This is a genomic window from Litorisediminivivens sp. KMU-197 (genome assembly GCF_056858395.1).
In genome coordinates this window covers 88556-103937 of the sequence record NZ_JBXEQG010000001.1, presented here as the reverse complement: position 1 = coordinate 103937, position 15382 = coordinate 88556, and the positions used below count along the sequence as shown (strand labels likewise).

Here is a 15382-nt window from a genome sequence, read left to right as displayed (position 1 = left end):
CTGCCTAACCCCTTTCGCCACAACGAAAAAAGGCGGACCCCGTGGGGTCCGCCTTAGGTTGCCGTCCGTCGAGGGTGTCAGGTCAGGAAACGACGGGCGGCGGGGAGGTGTTTCATCAGCAGGTAGTAGCTGAGCCCGGCAGGGATCAGGCTGGCGTACCAGCTGACGGCCGAAAAGGTCAGCGCGGCGACCACACCGATAGCCATGGCGATCAGCGCCGCGGGGTTGAACCCGGCATAGGGGCCGTTCTCGTCATAGAGCTTCTTCACGTCCAGCTCCTGGCGGCGCAGCACGTAGAAATCCACCACGAGGATCGCGAAGATCGGTCCGAGGAAGGCGCTGTAAGTCTGGATGAACAGGCTGAGACCGGCGGCGCTTTCGTCCTTGACCAGTTGCCACGGGAAGGTTGCGAAGGCCAGGAGGCCGACCAGCACGGCCGAGGTTTTGAACTTCAGCTTGAACACATCCATGAGCGCATAGGCCGGCGGCACAACGTTGTTCAGGATGTTGGTCGTGACCTGGGCGAAGGCGATGAACAGCAGCGTGATGATCAGGAGCGGCTTGTTGTCGACAGCGGACGAGAACACCTTGATCGGATCAACCTCGCCGGTGGCACCCGACACCATCAGCCCGATCAGGCCCATGAACAGCGTCGCCGGCAGAATTGAGTTGGCGTAGATCGCTACCTGCCGCGCCGGGCCGACGTTGTGCTTCAGCTCGCGGCTGTAGTCCGACACGTTCAGCATCATGGTCGAGTAGATGCCGAGGAACAGCATCGTCGCCCCCCAGAACGGCGCACCCCAGGTGCCTTCGACGTTCACGAGGTTGGTCATGATCTCATCGCCATACTTCGAGATGACCGAGAAGAACATGTAGACGAGACTGCCGATTATGAAGACCGAGCCGATGTTCTCGAGCCACTTGATGCCGTGGAAACCCAGAACCGAGAGGCCGATCTGCAGGAATTGGAAGCCGATGAAGAACACCCAGATGTTGGAATAGCCGAACATGGTCTCGGACACGAGGTTCAGTGCCCCTGCCCCGATCCAGCTCTGGAAGCCGAACCAGACGATGGCGGGGACCGAGCGTACCAGCGCCGGGATGCGGGTGCCCGCAAAGCCGAAGGCCGACCGCGCCTGCACCATGAAGGGGATGCCGTACTTGTGCCCGGCGCGACCGTTGATCATCAGCGCCAGCCCGATCACGGTGCAGCCGATGGTAATGGCGATGAACACCTGCAACAGGTTCAGCGTGCCCACCAACCCCGAGCCGATGGTGAAGGTCCCGATGGACACGCAGCCGCCCAGCCAAGCGAACAGGTAGGACCACGGGTCCATGATCCGCGTCTCCTGCGGCGCAAGGCTTTCCTCGCCGATGGCCTTGGTTTCGATCACATCGGGGGCGGTCTCCTCGCCTACCCCGATGTCTGCGGTTTCCGTCATCGTCATGGTCCTCTCCTCCGTAATACCATGTTTCCCAAACCGGCGCCCCTCAGCGCGCGGTCGTTACTTTGCGTTGGGCGTCGCGTAGGCGCCGATCTTGGATGTCTTCAGGCCCGCGCCCACCAATGCCTCGGCAAACTTCGTCGCGGCGGTGACGCCGTCGATTACCGGAATGCCGGTCTCCACGCTCAGCCATTCGGTCAGATCGGACATGCCGGCACAGCCCAGCACCACCGCTTCGCAGCGATCTTCCTCTATGGCGCGCAGGATCTCGGCTTTGACCAGCTCGCGGGCGTTCGAGCCCGGCTCTTCCAGCGCCAGCACAGGGATCGCAGCCGAACGCACCCGGCGGCACTGATGATCCAACCCGTAACGGCGCACCAACTCCTCGATCACCGGTACCGAGCGCGGCAAGGTGGTCACCACCGAGAAAGAGGTCGCCAGCATCGATGCGGCCTTTACCCCGGCTTCGCAAATGCCCAACACCGGCCCTGTGGCGATCTCGCGGCAGGCCCCGATGGCTGGGTCATCGAAACAGGCAACGACGATGGCGTCGGCCTTGGCGTCTTCCGCGGCACGCACCTCTCGCAGCAGGTTCGGGGCGCACATCACCTCGTCGTAATGGCCTTCGATGGATGCGGGTGCGCCAATGGCGGTCCGACCCTCAACCGTGACCCCGATGGCCGCCGCGGTCTGCGCAGAAGCGAGGATCTTCGCCGTCATGCTCTCGGTTGAGTTTGGATTTATCACGACAAGTTTCATGGGGCTCTCCTCTTGTGTTGCAAAACTGATAACACAGATTGTTAACAATCTAAAGGCACAATTTTGAGTGCTGGCACATTGTCGCTGAATTCTGTTGCCGGGATCTGAGGCGGATCGTAGGGTGCGAGACATGGAGAAAAGCCAGGAAACCATCATCGTTGAGCACATCCTCGACGCGATTTCCGACCAGCGCCTGCGCGCCGGCACCAAGCTGGGCGAACAGGCGCTCAGCGACTTTTTCTCGTGCAATCGCGCGCATGTACGGCGCGCACTTGCGACCCTTTCGGCCTATCAGGTGATCGACCAGGTGCCCAATCGCGGAGCCTTTGTCGCCACCCCCACCCCGCAGGAGGCACGCGACATATTCCAGGCCCGGCGTGCCATTGAAAGCACCATCTGCCGCAATGCTGTTCGTCAGGCCACCGAAGACGACATCGCCCGTCTGCGCGCCCATCTGGCCGAGGAATCAGCCGCCAAAGACACCCACGACCGCTCCACCGCGATTCGCCTGTCGCGTGGCTTCCACCTGCTGCTGGCCGAGATCGCCCGCAACCAGGTGCTCCAGCGCTATTTGGAAGAACTGACCATGCGGTCGTCGCTGATTATCGGGTTATACGGCACGGGCGGCACGCTTTGCGCTGAGGACGAACATGAACAAATCGTCGGGGCAATCGCGGCCGGCGCAGACGCCGAGGCTCTGAGCCTTCTCGACACCCACTTGCGCCACATTGAACAGGGTATCGCCTTTTCCGAAACCAAACCTCAGACCGGGATCTTGTCGTCGATCCTGGCTCCGCCAGTCTGACTGGGCCGCTGCCTCTTCTAGTCGGAAACACTTTAAGGGTCCGGGGTCAGCACCCCCTTCGACCACACCAAAAAAGCCTCCCGGGCGATGACCCGGGAGGCTCTGTCTCGTTCAGGAAAGGGGCGAGGCACCTTCCCGCTGTCTCAAGCGATCAGTCGATCAGCCCCAGCAGCTTGTCGAGGCTCTGGCGGGCGTCGCCGAAGAACATGCGGGTGTTGTCCTTGTAGAACAGCGGGTTCTCGATGCCGGAGTAGCCGGTGCCCTGGCCGCGCTTGGACACGAAGACCTGCTTCGCCTTCCAGCATTCCAACACAGGCATGCCCGCGATGGGCGAGTTCGGGTCGTCCTGCGCCGCCGGGTTCACGATGTCGTTCGAACCAATGACGATGGCGACGTCCGTCTCCGGGAAGTCGTCGTTGATCTCGTCCATCTCCATGACGATGTCATAGGGCACCTTTGCCTCGGCCAACAGCACGTTCATGTGCCCAGGCAGACGGCCCGCCACCGGGTGGATGGCGAAGCGAACATTCTTGCCCTGATCACGCAGCTTGCGCACAAGGTCCGACACCGCGTTTTGCGCCTGCGCCACCGCCATGCCGTAGCCGGGGATGATGATCACGCTGTCGGCCTCGTTCAGGGCCTGCGCCACGCCGTCGGCATCGATGGCGATCTGTTCGCCCTCGACTGCCTGCTGCTCGCCCTGCGGACCACCGAAACCGCCGAGGATGACGCTGACGAAATGCCGGTTCATCGCCTTGCACATGATGTAGCTCAGGATCGCACCAGAGGAGCCCACCAGCGCGCCGACCACGATGAGCAGGTCATTGCCCAGCGAGAAGCCGATCGCGGCGGCTGCCCAGCCCGAATAGGAGTTCAGCATCGACACCACCACCGGCATGTCGGCGCCGCCGATGCCCATGATCAGGTGGTAGCCGATGAAGAGTGCCGCCAGCGTCATCAGGAACAGCGGGAAGAAGCCGCCGGTCGCGAAGTACCAGAACAGGCAGATCACCGAGATCACCGCCGCCGCGAGGTTCAGCATGTGACCGCCGGGCAGCTTTGTCGCCTTCGAGGTCACCTTGCCGGCCAGCTTGCCGAAGGCCACCACCGATCCGGTGAATGTGATCGCGCCGATGAACACGCCCAGGAAAAGCTCGATCCTGAGGATGTTGATTTCTGCCAAAGTCTTGTGCGCCACCACGGCGGCGAAGCCGCGGAAGCTTTCGGCCATGTGTTCGGCCTGGGCATAGGTGTCAGTCAGCGACACGTCATAGGGCCGCGGGAACGGCATGCCTGCCTCGTGGAAGGCCGCCGCGACGCGTCCGATCTCGATATGGGCGTTGAAGCCCACGAAGACCGCCGCAAGACCGACGAGCGAGTGCATCGCCGCCACAAGCTGCGGCATCTCGGTCATCTGCACGCGCTTGGCGACGTAGACGCCGATCACCGCGCCACCGGCGATCAGGATCAGCGACAGCAGCCACAGGCCCGAACCGGGGCCGACCAGCGTGGCAAAGACCGCAAGACCCATGCCGACAATGCCGTACCAGACGGCGCGCTTGGCGCTTTCCTGGTTCGACAGCCCGCCGAGGGACAAGATGAAGAGAACAGCCGCGACGACATAGGCGGCAGTGGTGAATCCGAATTCCATCTGCACGGACTCCTTAGGATTTCTGGAACATGGCGAGCATGCGCCGGGTAACGAGGAAGCCGCCGAAGATGTTGATCCCGGCCATGAAGATCGACAGTGCCGCCAGCAGGATCACCAGCCAACTGCCCGATCCGATCTGCATCAGGGCACCCAGGATGATGATCGACGAAATCGCGTTGGTCACGGCCATCAGCGGCGTGTGCAAGCTGTGCGCCACGCCCCAGATCACCTGGAAGCCCACGAAAACGGCCAGCACGAAGACGATGAAGTGCTGCAGGAAGCTCGCCGGCGCGATCATTCCCACCAGCAGCATCAGCAGGCCGCCGACTGCCAGCAGGGTCACCTGCTGCTTGGTCTGCGCCTTGAAGGCCTGAACCTCCTGCGCACGTCTTTCCTCGACAGTCAGTTCCTTCGGCTTCTCGCGCTTCTGCGCCGCGATCGCCTGCACCTTGGGCGGCGGCGGCGGGAAGGTGATTTCGCCCTTGTGGGTCACCGTGGCGCCACGGATCACGTCGTCGTCCATGTTGTGATTGACCTTGCCGTCCTTCTCGGGCGTCAGGTCGGTCAGCATGTGACGGATGTTGGTGGCGTAGAGGTTGGACGATTGCGTCGCCATGCGGGACGGGAAGTCGGTATAGCCGACGATGGTCACGCCGTTGTCGGTGACGATTTTCTCGTCAGGAACCGTGCCCTCGACGTTGCCGCCGCGCTCGGCTGCGAGGTCGATGATCACGCTACCCGGCTTCATCGCCTTGACCATGTCCTCGGTCCAGAGCTTGGGCGCGGGACGGTTCGGGATCAGCGCGGTGGTGATCACGATGTCCATTTCGGGCGCCAGTTCGCGGAACTTGGCAAGCTGCGCTTCGCGGAATTCCGGGCTGGAAACTGAGGCATAGCCGCCACTGGCAGCGCCGTCCTGCTGCTCTTCCTCGAAGTCGAGATAGACGAACTCGGCGCCCATCGATTCGACCTGTTCCGCCACTTCGGGGCGCACGTCGAAGGCGTAGGTGATCGCGCCCAGCGACGTAGACGTGCCGATCGCGGCCAGACCGGCAACACCGGCACCGACCACCAGAACCTTCGCCGGGGGCACCTTGCCCGCCGCCGTCACCTGCCCGGTGAAGAAGCGGCCGAAGTTGTTGCCGGCCTCGATCACGGCGCGGTAGCCTGCGATGTTGGCCATCGACGACAGCGCATCCATCTTCTGCGCGCGGCTGATGCGCGGCACCATTTCCATGGCGATGACGGTGGCGCCCTTCGACTTGGCGGCCTCCATGCCCTCTTCGTTCCCGGCCGGGTTGAAGAAGGTGATCAGCGTCTTGTCCTCGGTCAGGTGCTCGAGCTCGTCCTTGGTGGGGATTCGCACCTTGGCGATAATGTCCGCCTCGCGCCACAGCGCCTCGGCGGTGTCGATCACCGTTACCCCGGCCTCGCGATACAACTCGTCCGAAAACCCGGCCTTTCGCCCGGCCCCGGCCTCGATCAGGCAATCGTGCCCCAGCTTCTGAAGCTGACGCGCGCTGTCAGGGGTCATCGCGACCCGCGCTTCACCGTCAAGTATCTCTTTTGGCGTCCCGATTTTCACGTGTTCGTTTCCTTCGTCGGTTACGTCATTTCGCTGCGCAGTATTATCTGCGCAAGAAAATTTCAACACGGCTTCCCCAGCGTGCTGGAATATGGTGGCGATTCCCCCACGTCACTTCGTAGATGTTGCGCTGCGGCATGTCCATCGGATGCACAAGGAGACGCCTGCGGACGTGTCAATAGCGCAATGCGACATGCAACCATCCGCAAGTGCTTGATTAAACATGCTTCGGGGGTCAGGCAAAGGCGGGTTTCCGGACAAGGCGCAGCGCCCGGTCATACTCGTTCCGCCCGCCGGCCAGAGACAGGGTCGCTTCGCGCAGCATGGCGATGCCCTCGTCGGGCCGCGCCGGTATGTCGCAGGCCTGAATCGGTGCTCCGACATGGATGCGATACCGCTGCGAGGCCTTGTTGAGCGTTTCGTGGAACAGGGTGATGTCGCGCAGGCTGGGATGGATCGCGTCGAAAAGGTAGAACAGCGCCGAATTGCGCGCCTCCATGCGGATCGGGATCACCGGCAGGCCGAACTTGCGCGCGATGGTGACGGGCGACGACATCCATTCGCGCTCATACAGCCGCAGGCCGCGCCGCTTTGCCAGCCGTCCTGAGGGAAAGATCACACCCAGCCGCCCATCCGACACCGCCTGCCGAGTATAGGCCATAGTCTGGCGGGTCTTGGCGTGGCTGCGCCTTTCCTTGCGCCACTCGACCGGCGCGATCATGTCCTCCATCTGCGGCAGCATGCGTAGAATGTCATGATTGGCGAAGAAATAGACGTCCGGCCTCCGCGCGGCCAACAACCGATGCAGCACGATGCCGTCAGCGATGCCGGTCGGATGATTTGCGACAATTAGCGCGGCCCCACTTGAGGGCACATGCTCCAACCCGGTCACGTCAACCTTGCGGGCCAGCAACCGCCCCATCCGGTCCATGATCAGTGACGAGGTCCAGTCCTGCATCTCGGTGGCCAGCGCCACGGTCTCATCGTAGCTCAGCAGCCGGTCAAGGCCGCGGCGTGAGGTACGTGCAATGGCATTGTCCTGAAACAGCCAGTTCGCGCGTTCCTTGATCAAAGGGTCTATGCGGTCTCTCATGGATCTACACGGCATGGGAACTGCAATAAAAACACCGACCTTCGCGGGTTTGTTCCCGCAACACTTCGGCGGGGCACGCGAGGGTACGCCGCGTGCCCCGTGCGGGCAGTTTACCCTGTACCCAGCATCCGTGTCACCATTTCCGTGGTATCGCGGCTCAGGCCGTCTGTCCCCGCGATGCGCTCCAGAGCGGTCTTCGCATGGCTCTGACGGGTATCGTCGTAACGCCGCCAGGTCTGGAACATCGCGCACATCCGCGCCGTCGTCTGCGGGTTGCGGGCATCAAGTTCGATGAGCTTGTCGGCCATCAGCGCATAACCTTTGCCCGAGCCGTGGTGGAACCCCGCATGGTTCATCCCCAGCGTGCCCATGACTGCCCGGAAACGGTTGGGATTGGTCATGGTGAAGGCCGGGTGCTCGGTCAGGGCGCCTGCCACATCCGCCGCCTTGTCGGGGCTCGCGTGCGCGATTTGCAGCCCGAACCACTTGTCCATGACCAGCCGGTCGTCTTTCCACTGGTCGTGAAATGCCTGCAACTCCGCCTCGCCCTTGCCGGCGATCAGCAATGACGACAGCGCGCCCAGCTGCAGAGTCATGTTGTCCCCGCTGGCATACTGCTTCGCGGCCTGCGCCCCGCCATCGATGCGGCTGAGGAGACCCAGCACCGCGTTGGCAAGGTCACGCATGCCTACCTGTTCGAACTCGGCGCTATAGGGGGCATCGACCTGGTTCTCGCCATACAGCACCGGCAACAGGTCCTGCAGGTGCTCCGCCATGCGCAGCTTCAGCGCCTCGTGTGCGGTATAGATCGCATCGGGGTCCGGGGTCGTTCCGCCATCATGCAGCACCTGTGCAATCTCGGATTGCGGCGGCAGCCCCAGCATCTGCGCACGCAGTACCGGGTCGAGGTCGCGGTCACGCAGTACCGCCTTGATCCCGTCAAGGTAATCCGCATCCGGCCTCGTATCGCCGCCGACCATGTCGAGCAGCGTCGCCCGGGCGAGATTGCGCCCGGCCTCCCACCGATTGAAGGGATCGGTGTCATGCGCCAGCAGGAAGGCATTTTCACTGCTGGTCAGGGTCCGGTCGAGGATCACCGGCGCCGAGAAGCCACGCAGGATCGACGGCACCGGCTTTGCTGCAAGACCGTCGAAGGTGAAGCTCTGTTCGGCCTGCGTCATCTCAAGCACCTGTGTCGGCAAGACTTCGTCGCCGTTGGGGCCCAGCAGGCCGACCGCGATCGGGATCACCTGCGGTTGCTTGTCAGGCTGGCTAGGGGTCGCCTGCGTGGTCTGCCGGAAGGTCAGCGTAAGACGGCCCCCGCCCCGGGCCTGATTTGGGGTCTCCTCACCGGCGTTGTCGGAGAGGTCCCGGCGCGGGGGCCGGGACGCGGAATCGCCCTCCTCCCAGATTTCTTCCACCGTCAGACGCGGCGTGCCAGACTGCGAATACCAGCGCTTGAACTGCGCGAGGTCGCGGCCGGTTACGTCCTCGAAGACCCTGAGCCAGTCCTCGATCGTCGCCGCATCGCCGTCGTGACGCTCAAAGTAGAGGTCCACCGCCTTGTAATAGGCCTCATCCCCCACCAGCCGCTTGAGCATGCCGATCACCTCGGCACCCTTCTCATAAACCGTCGCGGTGTAGAAGTTGTTGATCTCCTGAAAACTTTCCGGCCTGACCGGATGGCTGAGCGGACCGTTGTCCTCGGGGAACTGACGCGCGCGCAGGTCGCGCACGTCGTCGATCCGCTTGACCGGTGCGCTGCGCATGTCGGCGGTGAACTGCGCGTCGCGGAACACCGTCAGCCCCTCTTTCAGGCAGAGCTGGAACCAGTCGCGACAGGTGATGCGGTTGCCGGTCCAGTTGTGGAAGTACTCATGCGCGATGATCGCCTCGATCCGCTCGAAGTTCATGTCGGTGGCGGTTTCGGGGCTGGCCAGCACGGCGGAGGAGTTGAATATGTTCAGCCCCTTGTTCTCCATCGCGCCCATGTTGAAATCGTCCACCGCGACGATGTTGAAGATGTCGAGATCGAATTCGCGGCCGTAGACTTCCTCGTCCCAGCGCATCGATTTTTTCAGCGCCTCCATCGCGAAGGCGCATTTATGCAGGTCGCCCTTGCGCACCCAGACGTTCAACTCGATCTCGCGACCCGAACGGGTGGTGAAGCTGCCCGGATGGTTGACCAGATCGCCGGCCACCAGCGCGAACAGATAGGCCGGTTTCGGCCAGGGATCGTGCCATTCGGCAAAGCCGCCCCCCTGCCCCGCCTTGTTTCCGTTGGACAGCAATACCGGCAGGTCGCTCTCGATCCTCACGGTGAAGACGGACATCACATCGGGCCGGTCGGGGTAGAAGGTGATCTTGCGGAACCCCTCGGCCTCGCACTGCGTGCAATACATGCCGTTCGACATGTAGAGCCCCTCGAGCGCAGTATTGTTGCCCGGGTCGATCTCGACCTCGGCCTCCCATGTAAAGGGGCTTTCGGGCACGATGCAGGTCAGTCCCTTTGCATCTACCTCGGGGCTCACCTCGGTGCCGTCGATGCGCGCCGAGATCAGTCGCAGGTCCTCGCCGTGAAGAAAGAAGGTGCGGTCGGTCGCCTCTGGGTTCGGCGCGAAACGGACGCGCGACAGGACGCGGGTTGCGTGCGGCGCCAGCCGGAAGGTCAGATCGACGCTTTCGACGATGAAACCAAAGGGGGTGTAGTCCTTGAGGTAGATGGTCTGGGGGCTTGCGTCTTTCATCCGGGGCCTGCTCTGATTTCGGTGTCAGGCGGAAGGTATGGGGTGCAAGGACGGTCCACAAGCAGGTGTCGGGAAATGGCAAGACAGGGACCGGCCGGAGGCGAGGTTGCGGCTGGATGCTGGACGCGGGGTCGTTCAATCGCAGGTGGCGCGGCGCGTCAATTCCGTGACCAGCCACAAACAGACGCCGCCTGCCGCCTGCCGTCTGCCGCCTACCGCCGCAACCCCTGTGCATACTCGACAAGCTGGTCCACCACCGTGCCCCAGCCATCATAGAATCCCATCTCCTCGTGCGCTTTCGCTTTCTCAGGCGAGCGATGGCGGGCCGTCGCGGTATAGATCGTGCCCCCGTTCCCGTCGTCCTCCAGATCGAGGATCGCGGTCATGAACGGATCGGGTGCCGGCTTCCAGCCCTCGGTATAGGTGTCGGTGAACACCAGCCGCCGTTCCGGCACCACCTCGAGGTAGACGCCATCGTTTTCCATCATGTTGCCCTCCACCTCGAACGTCGTGTTGAACCGGCCGCCGACCCGCAGGTCGATATCGCAGGCGGTCACCTTGTGCGGCCGGGGCACGAAGAAATGCGGGATGTGTTCGGGCGAGGTCCAGCATTCCCAGACCAGCGCGCGCGGCACCGGCAGGGTGCGGGTGAAGGTCAGGTCTGTGTCGGGATCAAGCTTCATTGTCACGTTCCTTCTTCAGATTGAGCACATAATCGTCGAATCGGTCGAGCCGGTCACGCCATAGCTGGCGCTGTTCTTCCAACCAGTGCACCGCCGGCGTCATCGCTGCACCGTTCATCTCGCACAGCCGGGTACGGCCCTCCTTGCGGGTCGTGATCAGCCCGGCAGCCTCGAGCCTGCGCACGTGACCGAGGAAGGTCGGAAGCGCCATGTCGTGGCCGCCATGCAGCTCGGTGACACTGGCGCTGCCTTGAGTGAGCCGCGCCAAAATGGCGCGCCGGGTCGGCTCGGACAGGGCTGCGAAGACAGCGTCCAGATCGGGATCATGCTTAGCCATGAACCTAAGTATCATCCGACCCGTGCCTCGAACAAGAGAAAACTTAGTGATATGCATAAGTAATGATGACGCCCGCCGATTTCCGCCGGCGCGCCGGCTTTGCCATGGAAAGCGGACAGTGCTGCCCTACCCTCATGCTCAGGGTTGCACAGGTCATGCTGTGTGACACGAAGGACAACCACGACAGGAGACAAGGCCATGAGCCCCCCGGACACGAACATCGAGAAACAGGCGAAACGTCACAAGGGACCGCTCGGCGGCATGGCGCTGGTGGCGGTCTTTGTCGTCATCATCACCATTGCCTTCGCGATCTGGTTGATGATGGGCTCGGACGGACCGGAAGGCGCCGACGCGCAGGTCGATGGCCGCACCGGCGAGATCACGGAAACCGAAGACCAGCCGCTGGCCGACCCCGAAGGATCTCCGGTCGACGAATAGGCACTATGGTGTCCTTTCAGCCGCGTCGCGCACGCGTGGCGCGGCATTCTTCGCGTTTTCCGAAAGGTGCCTTTGCCGTCCCGTGCGTCTGAAACCTTGTCGGGCTTGCAACTGTTGCCGTAGTGAGATGTATACCGTTGCGTACCACCGCGGAAGGAGACACCATGACCACACGCGTTGACCGGGCCGGGCTGGCCGTCGACAAGGCTTTGGCCGAGTTCATCGAGGATCGTGCGCTGCCGGGCACTGACGTGACGGCCGACGTCTTCTGGACCGGGCTGTCCGAGTTGGCGCATGACTTCGGCCCGCAAAACCGCGCCCTGCTGGACAAGCGGCAGGCGCTGCAAGACAAGATCGACGCCTGGCACAAGGGGCGCAGCAACCAGCCGCATGACCCCAAGGCCTACAAGGCGTTCCTTCAGGAAATCGGTTACCTTCTGCCCGAGGGCGGCGACTTCGAAATCGAGACGCAGAACGTCGATCCCGAGATCGCGCAGGTCCCCGGCCCGCAACTGGTGGTCCCGGTCACCAATGCTCGCTTCGCGCTGAACGCCGCCAATGCGCGCTGGGGATCGCTTTATGATGCCTTTTACGGCACAGACGCCATGGGCTCTGCGCCGCCGACGGGTGGCTATGATCGCGGTCGCGGCGCGCGCGTGGTGGCGCGGGCACGGGTGTTCCTCGATGAAGCGTTCCCGATCAATGGCGGCAGCCATGCCGACGCGCGGCGCTATCACATCCACGATGGCGCGTTGATGATCGACGACATGCCGTTGTCGGAACCCGGCAAATTCGTCGGCTACCGCGGCCACGCCAAGGCGCCCGACGCCATCCTGCTGCGCAATCACGGTCTGCACGTGGAACTGGTCTTCGACCGCACCCACATGATCGGCGCCCGCGATCAGGCCGGGCTGGCCGACGTGGTGATCGAAAGCGCGGTCTCGGCGATCATGGATTGCGAGGATTCGGTGGCCTGCGTCGATGCCGAGGATAAGGTGCAAGCCTACGGTAACTGGCTGGGCCTGATGAAGGGCGATCTGGAAGCGCAGTTTTCCAAGGGTGGCAAGACGCGGACCCGCCGGCTGAATGAGGACCGGCGCTACACCGCGCCCGATGGATCCGACCTGAACGTGAAGGGCCGCGCACTGCTTTGGGTGCGCAATGTCGGCCACCTGATGACCAACCCCGCGGTGCTGACCCGCGACGGCGAGGAGATCTTTGAGGGCCTGCTCGACGCCATGGTGACAGTGCTGATCGCCAAGCATGACCTGAAGCGCGACAGCGGCAATTCGGTCCACGGTTCGGTCTACGTGGTCAAGCCGAAGATGCACGGGCCTGAGGAAGTTGCCTTCACCGATGCGATCTTCGACCATGTCGAACAGGCGCTCGGCCTTCCGCATCACACCGTCAAGATCGGCATCATGGACGAGGAACGCCGCACCACGGTCAACCTCAAGGAATGCATCCGCGCGGCCAAGCATCGCGTGGCCTTCATCAACACCGGCTTCCTCGACCGTACAGGTGACGAGATCCATACCTCGATGGAGGCGGGGCCATTCAGCCGCAAGGATTTCATCAAGCGCAAGGCTTGGATCACCGGTTACGAGAACCAGAACGTCGACATCGGGCTGGAATGCGGGCTTCAGGGCAAGGCGCAGATCGGCAAGGGCATGTGGGCCATGCCAGATGCCATGGCTGCCATGCTGGAACAGAAAATCGAACATCCGAAGTCCGGCGCCAACTGCGCCTGGGTGCCCTCGCCCACCGCGGCCACGCTGCACGCGCTGCATTACCACAAGGTCGATGTCTTTGCCGTGCAGGACAGGCTGAAAAAGACGGGACGCCGCGCCTATGTCGAGACCATCCTCGACATCCCGCTGGCCTCCTACCAGATGTGGACCGAGGACCAGATCGCCCGCGAGGTCGAAAACAACGCGCAAGGCATCCTCGGCTACGTGGTGCGCTGGATCGATCAGGGTGTGGGCTGCTCCAAGGTGCCTGACATCAACGACGTGGCGCTGATGGAGGATCGCGCGACCTGCCGCATCTCGGCCCAACACATCGCCAACTGGCTGCATCACGGCGTGGTCAGCGAAGCGCAGGTGCGCACGGCGATGGAGAAAATGGCTGCGGTGGTCGATCAGCAGAACGCGGATGATCCGGATTACACGCCGATGGCGCCGGGGTTCGACTCGATCGCCTATCAGGCGGCCTGCGACCTGGTGTTCAAAGGGCGTGAGCAACCCTCGGGCTATACCGAACCGGTGCTTCATGCGCGCCGACTGGAGCTGAAAGCCGCACGGGCCTGAGATTCAAGCCTTGAAACGACGAACGCCGCCGGAGACGATCCGGCGGCGTTCTGTCGCTCTATGGTCGGTTAGGCCGCAACCACGTTGATCTTCGACACAGCGAGGTTGGTGAGCTTGCTGTTGGCAGCCTTCTCCTGATCGAGGATCTCGGTCAGCAGGTCATGCGCCTCGTCATGGCCCAGTTCCTTGGCCCATTCGCGCAACGTGCCGTAACGGGCGATCTCGTAATGCTCCACCGCCTGCGCAGCCGCCACCAGCGCGGCGTTCAGCGCGTCACCCGAGGCTTCGTCGATGATGCTCTCGGTTTCCTTGATAAGACCATCGATGGCATCGCACTTTTCGCCCTTGGCGTCCTTGCCGATCGACTTGAAGACTTTCTCGAGCGTCTTCACCTGGCTCTTGGTCTCTTCCAGGTGTTCCGCAACAGCGTCCTTGAGCGCTTTCGCCTTGGCGGCCTTCTCGACCTTGGGCAAGGCTTTCACCAGCGCCTTTTCCGCGTAATAGATGTCCTGCAGCGTGTGTTCGAATGCGTCCGAAAGCGTTTTCATCGGATTCCCTTTCCTTGGATTTCCGCATCATCAACAGGTGGTGGGTCGCATTGTTCCTGACGCGCGTGGCAGCCGTTGTATTTGCAGCGAACCGCCGCCTATATTGGGGCCGAGTACCAAGAGGACGCGCATGGCCCGCCCCATCGTCGGCATCATCGGCAACCAATACCTGATAAACGACCAATACCCGGCCCATGCCGGCGGCACGATGAATTCCGAGGCCGTGTCCGGGGTGTCGGGCTGCATGCCGATGCTGATCCCCGCCGATCCGCGGTTCGTCAGCGTCGCCGAGCTGATGGAGGTCTGCGACGGCTTCCTGCTCACCGGCGGGCGGCCCAATGTCCACCCCGAGGAGTACGGCCACGACGAAACCGAGGCGCATGGTGCCTTTGACCGGGCGCGCGATGCGATCACCCTGCCTCTGGTGCGCGCCTGTGTCGAGCGCGGTCAGCCCTTCATGGGAATCTGCCGGGGCTATCAGGAGGTCGCGGTGGCCATGGGTTCGACGCTCCACCCCGAGATTCGCGATCTTCCCGGACGGATGAACCACCGGATGCCGCCCGACGGCACCATCGAGGAAAAATTCGCGCTGCGCCACGCGGTGCGCTTTACCGAAGGTGGTCCGTTCCATCGGCTGATGGGGGCGGCGGAGGTGATGACCAACACGCTGCACGGTCAGGGCGTGATGCAGGCCGGCAAGCGTTTCGTGATCGACGGATGGGCGCCGGACGGAACACCCGAGGCCGCCTTCATCGCCGATGCGCCCGGCTTCACGCTGTCGGTGCAATGGCATCCGGAGTGGGACGCGGCAAACGACCCGGTGTCGCGACCGTTGTTTCAGGCTTTCGGCGAGGCCGTGAAGGACTGGGCCGCCGGACGCCGACCGCTGAAGGCAAGCGCATAGGGCACCTCACGCGGTCGGGTTTTGCTCACCCCCTCGACCTGCGTGCCTGGGCGGCCCATTATGATGCCGCCCGACGCT

13 protein-coding genes are annotated in these 15382 nt (G+C 63.0%); 4 read left to right on the top strand and 9 right to left on the bottom strand.

Annotation, left to right across the window (positions count from 1 at the left end):
• Positions 1-77: 77 nt before the first annotated feature.
• On the bottom strand, positions 78-1448 hold the full coding sequence (locus AC04PT_RS00465; protein ID WP_482871511.1) for an NCS1 family transporter: 1371 nt from the start codon (positions 1446-1448) through the stop codon (positions 78-80).
• Positions 1449-1505: 57 nt separating this feature from the next.
• Positions 1506-2204, bottom strand: a complete 699-nt coding sequence (locus tag AC04PT_RS00460) for an aspartate/glutamate racemase family protein (protein WP_482871510.1) — start codon at positions 2202-2204, stop codon at positions 1506-1508.
• A 130-nt stretch (positions 2205-2334) separates the two neighbouring features.
• Here AC04PT_RS00460 and AC04PT_RS00455 point away from each other — a divergent pair, with 130 nt between their 5' ends.
• Entirely contained in the window at positions 2335-3009 is a 675-nt protein-coding gene (locus AC04PT_RS00455; protein WP_482871509.1) for a GntR family transcriptional regulator, read from the top strand.
• Positions 3010-3160: 151 nt separating this feature from the next.
• On the opposite strand, the gene AC04PT_RS00450 is transcribed toward AC04PT_RS00455, so the two are convergent.
• From AC04PT_RS00450 to AC04PT_RS00425, 6 genes are all read right to left on the bottom strand, one after another.
• The gene (locus tag AC04PT_RS00450; protein ID WP_482871508.1) at positions 3161-4660 is read right to left on the bottom strand and encodes an NAD(P)(+) transhydrogenase (Re/Si-specific) subunit beta; all 1500 of its coding nucleotides are present in this window, start codon (positions 4658-4660) and stop codon (positions 3161-3163) included.
• A gap of 13 nt (positions 4661-4673) precedes the next feature.
• Entirely contained in the window at positions 4674-6245 is a 1572-nt protein-coding gene (locus AC04PT_RS00445) for a Re/Si-specific NAD(P)(+) transhydrogenase subunit alpha (RefSeq protein ID WP_482871507.1), read from the bottom strand.
• A 235-nt stretch (positions 6246-6480) separates the two neighbouring features.
• Positions 6481-7338 (bottom strand): 1-acyl-sn-glycerol-3-phosphate acyltransferase, encoded by an 858-nt coding sequence (locus tag AC04PT_RS00440; RefSeq protein WP_482871506.1) that lies wholly within the window; start codon positions 7336-7338, stop codon positions 6481-6483.
• A gap of 110 nt (positions 7339-7448) precedes the next feature.
• The gene (gene pepN / locus AC04PT_RS00435) at positions 7449-10085 is read right to left on the bottom strand and encodes an aminopeptidase N (protein ID WP_482871505.1); all 2637 of its coding nucleotides are present in this window, start codon (positions 10083-10085) and stop codon (positions 7449-7451) included.
• A 212-nt stretch (positions 10086-10297) separates the two neighbouring features.
• On the bottom strand, positions 10298-10768 hold the full coding sequence (locus AC04PT_RS00430; RefSeq protein ID WP_482871504.1) for an SRPBCC family protein: 471 nt from the start codon (positions 10766-10768) through the stop codon (positions 10298-10300).
• Positions 10758-11105 (bottom strand): ArsR/SmtB family transcription factor, encoded by a 348-nt coding sequence (locus AC04PT_RS00425; protein ID WP_482871503.1) that lies wholly within the window; start codon positions 11103-11105, stop codon positions 10758-10760. Before AC04PT_RS00425 ends, AC04PT_RS00430 begins: the two co-directional genes overlap by 11 nt.
• 198 nt (positions 11106-11303) lie before the next feature.
• Between AC04PT_RS00425 and AC04PT_RS00420 the strand changes: the two genes are divergently transcribed.
• Positions 11304-11543, top strand: a complete 240-nt coding sequence (locus tag AC04PT_RS00420; protein WP_482871502.1) for a hypothetical protein — start codon at positions 11304-11306, stop codon at positions 11541-11543.
• 164 nt (positions 11544-11707) lie between these two features.
• The gene (locus AC04PT_RS00415; RefSeq protein WP_482871501.1) at positions 11708-13852 is read left to right on the top strand and encodes a malate synthase G; all 2145 of its coding nucleotides are present in this window, start codon (positions 11708-11710) and stop codon (positions 13850-13852) included.
• A gap of 68 nt (positions 13853-13920) precedes the next feature.
• Here AC04PT_RS00415 and AC04PT_RS00410 read toward each other — a convergent pair whose 3' ends face one another.
• Positions 13921-14400, bottom strand: a complete 480-nt coding sequence (locus AC04PT_RS00410) for a YciE/YciF ferroxidase family protein (protein WP_482871500.1) — start codon at positions 14398-14400, stop codon at positions 13921-13923.
• Between the two features lie 130 nt (positions 14401-14530).
• Between AC04PT_RS00410 and AC04PT_RS00405 the strand changes: the two genes are divergently transcribed.
• Positions 14531-15304, top strand: a complete 774-nt coding sequence (locus AC04PT_RS00405) for a gamma-glutamyl-gamma-aminobutyrate hydrolase family protein (RefSeq protein WP_482871499.1) — start codon at positions 14531-14533, stop codon at positions 15302-15304.
• Positions 15305-15382: the final 78 nt, after the last annotated feature.